Origin of the sequence: Microcoleus sp. N9_A2 (assembly GCF_036701775.1) — a bacterium.
Lineage (GTDB): Bacteria > Cyanobacteriota > Cyanobacteriia > Cyanobacteriales > Microcoleaceae > Microcoleus.
Genome location: NZ_JAUBRH010000126.1, coordinates 1 through 3,600 on the forward strand (window position 1 = coordinate 1; position 3,600 = coordinate 3,600).

Sequence of the window (3,600 nt, forward strand, 5' to 3'; positions counted from 1 at the left end):
ACCCACTCACAAAAGCGTTCCCAGACGTTGGCGCTTTCGCGCTGCTGTAAGGTTGTTGTCATTTGTTTATGATTGCTGTATTTGGTTTTCAATGTTCGTGACGGCTTTGTGTTCCGCCATGTAAATAAACATAAAGCATATTCTAAGGTTTGTAAAGTATTTTAACAACAGATTAACTAATGAGAGGTATAAGCTTAACTGATCAATATGCAGAAAACTTGATAAATAGGTAAGAATGCACAAAAAAGTAGGTAAAGCCTGGAAGCGCGTCGCCTTCAGGCATGGAAATATTAAGATACAGACTTTTGCTGGCTAGGTATCATAATGAGAGCCCAATAGGGAACTTCAGCGGGATCGACATCTACGATCGCCCGAATTCGCTGATTAGGCATAGTTGCGCGTTCTATATACAGTGCTCGATCGAACTGTCCCAACTCAATCAGCACGTCCCGGACTTTCGCAAAATGTCGCCCCAGTTTAATAATCACAGCAGCATCAACAACCGCCAGTCGAGCGCGCAAAACCTCAGCCTCCAGCGTCGCAGGCATAATACTTAACACATCGTTACGATAAGTCAGTGGCACTCCCAACGCAGCCGCACTCGCCATTGTCGAAGAAATTCCCGGCACAACTTCAGTGGTAAATCTCGCCGACAAGCGGTTGAATAGATACATAAACGAGCCGTAGAGAAAAGGTTCGCCCTCACACAGCACCGCCACATCCTGTCCCTCGCTCAGATGTGCGGCAATTTTCTCGGCAGCAATATCATAATAAGGTTGAGACGATCGCGTCGGACTAAAAGGCAGCGGCATCGGAATCTCAATTTGCTCCGGGCGCAGATAATCAGCGACGATCGCCCGCGCCAGCACCTTACCATTTTCCATCGCCGGATAGGCAATCACGGGCACCGATTGCAAAATCCGATAAGCTTTCAATGTGATCAATTCTGGATCGCCAGGGCCAATACCCAAACCGTACAATTTACCAGTAGCCTTAGTCATAATTCATCCTTTTTCGCTAACGCATTCACGGCCGCCGTTGCCATTGCACTGCCACCGCGCCGCCCGTGCAACGTAATAAATGGCACTCCCCGACTGTTGGCCGCCAGTTCGGCTTTGGATTCGGCGGCCCCCACAAATCCTACCGGGAAACCCAGAATTAAAGCCGGTTTGGGTGCTCCGGCATCCAGCATTTCCAGCAGTCGGAACAAAGCAGTCGGGGCATTGCCAATTGCCACAACCGCACCCTGCAAGTTGTCCAGCCATAAATCAAGGGCCGCGGCCGATCGAGTATTTCCGATTTGCCGCGCCAACTCCGGGATTTCGGAATGCCAGAGGGTGCAAATCACTGGATTGTCAGCGGGAAGGCGTTTGCGAGTGATGCCTTCGGCCACCATCCGGGCATCGCACAGGATGGGCGCACCTGCTGAGAGGGCTTGGCGTCCGCAGGTTGCTGCACCGGGGGAAGCTGCTAAATCTGTAACAATATCGGTCATGCCACAACTGTGAATTAGTCGCACTGCGACGGATTCTAAATCTGGCGGCAAGCTTGACAAATCTGCTTCGGCTCGAATTGTGGCGAAGGATTTGGTGTAGATTTCTGTTCCGTCTCGAATGTAGTCAATCATTGTTTAAAACTGCTATGGGAAGTTTGTTTGATTTGTGAAATAGATTTTTTGAATGAACCGCGAAGGAATAAATCTCAAGAGAGATAGAAAGAGAAATGCTTAAAATTTGTCTGTTTTTATGGGATATTTCTTCACTTTCAATTCCAATTTTCGCTGCTCAACAACTCCTGCAATTGGTCGAACGCCTGCCGGTCAACAAACTCACCAAATGACTCCACAGACTCTCGAAACCGCTGATACACCCGCAACATTCGCTCGATCACATCTGGCATCTCGATCGCACTCACCGCCTGAAAAATTGGTCGTCCGAAGGGCAAATCTTTTCTACCCGCATGAATGTTGTAACCTTCGATCGTCTCGTCTCCTTGCTCAATCTGAATTCCCACCAGCGTGATATCAAGTGGCTGATGCTGGGCGCAGGACTTTTCGCAACCGCTGAAATGAATGTTAATCGGCAGGTCGATCGTCAATTTTTGCGCTAAATCCCTCGCCATTGCTAGGGCGTGACTTTGAGTATCTGTCGCCGCCGACGCACAGCCGCTGCTGCCGGCACAAGCCACCAAGCACGAATCTAGGCGAGTCGCCGACGAGTGCAATCCCAAATCGGCGATTTGCTGTTTTATCTCAAAAAGCTGGGAGTTGGGGATATCAGAAATCAACAGATTTTGCCACGGCGTAAGTCTCAGGGTACCGCTGGCTAGATTTTGGGCTAAATTTGCCAAATTCCGCAGTTGCTTTGATTCTAGCCTACCGAGAGGCAGCGCAATTCCCATGTAGGAGAAATCCGGCTGTCGCTGAGGGTGGATGCCGAGATGTCGGGATTGTTCGATCGCCCTTGCAGATGAGTCGATCGAGCGGGCGGGCAAGATGCCCACCCCACAAGGAATTTCACTCTTCGCTTCACAGGCATCTTGCCTGTTTTTGGGAAAGGTGCAAGATGTGTATTGCAATACAAACGGCAAATTCTGCTGTACCCGTTCTAGATAACTTTCAACACCCCAATCTGCCAGCAGGTGACGCAAACGCGGTTTTTTGCCATCAATTCGAGGCTGATTTTTTGTGTATTCAAGATACGCTCTAGTCAGGGCGGCTAAGACTGAAATACATTGCGATTGTTGGATTAAAATCCCTGTATCGCTGTTTAAATGCAGCCGAAAAACGATTTCTGATTGGGTTGAACGCCCTTCAGCAGCTAATAAAAGATCGTTGCGTAAATCGCCGATAGAAACCGATTCCCCGCCGTCGAAGCCAATACTGAACTTAGGCGAAAGTTCCGACAATTCGGGATGCGTTTGCAGGTAATCATCCCAAGCTTTGACTAGCGGGCGAGTATCCAGTAACTGCTGGCGATCGATCCCGGCTGTCGGACTTGCCATAATATTGCGAATTGGGTCAACTTCAACGCGGCGAGACGCTATCCCCAATTCCTGCAAGCGGTTCCAGATTTCCGGGGCAATTTCCGAGTTCACTTCTCGGATTTGCAAATTTGCCCGATTCGTCACTTGCAAACAGCCGGTACTGTATTGATCGGCCAAATCGGCGATCGTCCGACACTGCTGCGCGTTTAAAATTCCCCCCGGAATCCGCATTCTCGATAAAACTCCGTCTCGGGCTTGGGAACCGTAAAATAAACCCGGACAAGTCGGCAAATCAGTCAAAGCTAACAAATAATCTCCTCCCCGTGCTACGCAGGGAATCCAAAAGTAAACGCCCACAAAGCGCCCCCGAAATCGGCATTCTGACTTTTACAGTTGCGGCACAGCGCCGGAATAGCACCGGACTTTCCCGCTTTCAGGTTTTAGAAAGGTATCACGAGCTGACCCACAGAAAGCAAAAGCCTTAACTTTCTTAACAAAACACCTGGCGATGGCGTCGGGCCCCGCAAGCTACGGGCATCTCTCTCCTTTCATCAGCTTTCCTGATGACTTCTATCAGTTTAACTGTCGCTCAACCCCTTTACAAACATTAACAAA

The 3,600-nt window shown here is 49.4% G+C and carries 3 protein-coding genes and 1 riboswitch; all 3 genes read right to left on the bottom strand.

From position 1 onward, the window contains the following. Positions 1 to 290: 290 nt before the first annotated feature. The 3 genes from QUA44_RS30130 to cobG all read right to left on the bottom strand — a co-directional run bounded on the left by QUA44_RS30130 (position 291) and on the right by cobG (position 3,342). Positions 291 to 1,001, bottom strand: a complete 711-nt coding sequence (locus QUA44_RS30130) for a precorrin-2 C(20)-methyltransferase (RefSeq protein WP_333257513.1) — start codon at positions 999 to 1,001, stop codon at positions 291 to 293. After that, positions 998 to 1,627: a precorrin-8X methylmutase gene (locus QUA44_RS30135; protein WP_333246957.1), complete on the bottom strand. Its 630-nt coding sequence runs from the start codon at positions 1,625 to 1,627 to the stop codon at positions 998 to 1,000. Before QUA44_RS30135 ends, QUA44_RS30130 begins: the two co-directional genes overlap by 4 nt. A gap of 137 nt (positions 1,628 to 1,764) precedes the next feature. Next, the gene (gene cobG, locus QUA44_RS30140; protein ID WP_333257510.1) at positions 1,765 to 3,342 is read right to left on the bottom strand and encodes a precorrin-3B synthase; all 1,578 of its coding nucleotides are present in this window, start codon (positions 3,340 to 3,342) and stop codon (positions 1,765 to 1,767) included. 8 nt (positions 3,343 to 3,350) lie between these two features. Further along, a riboswitch (adenosylcobalamin-variant (AdoCbl-variant) riboswitch) is annotated at positions 3,351 to 3,430 on the bottom strand. Positions 3,431 to 3,600: the final 170 nt, after the last annotated feature.

What these genes read in the sequence shown, in the direction of transcription:
- QUA44_RS30130 (WP_333257513.1), bottom strand. Translation starts at nt 1,001, where the DNA reads ATGACTAAGGCTACTGGTAAATTGTACGGTTTGGGTATTGGCCCTGGC.
- QUA44_RS30135 (WP_333246957.1), bottom strand. Translation starts at nt 1,627, where the DNA reads ATGATTGACTACATTCGAGACGGAACAGAAATCTACACCAAATCCTTC.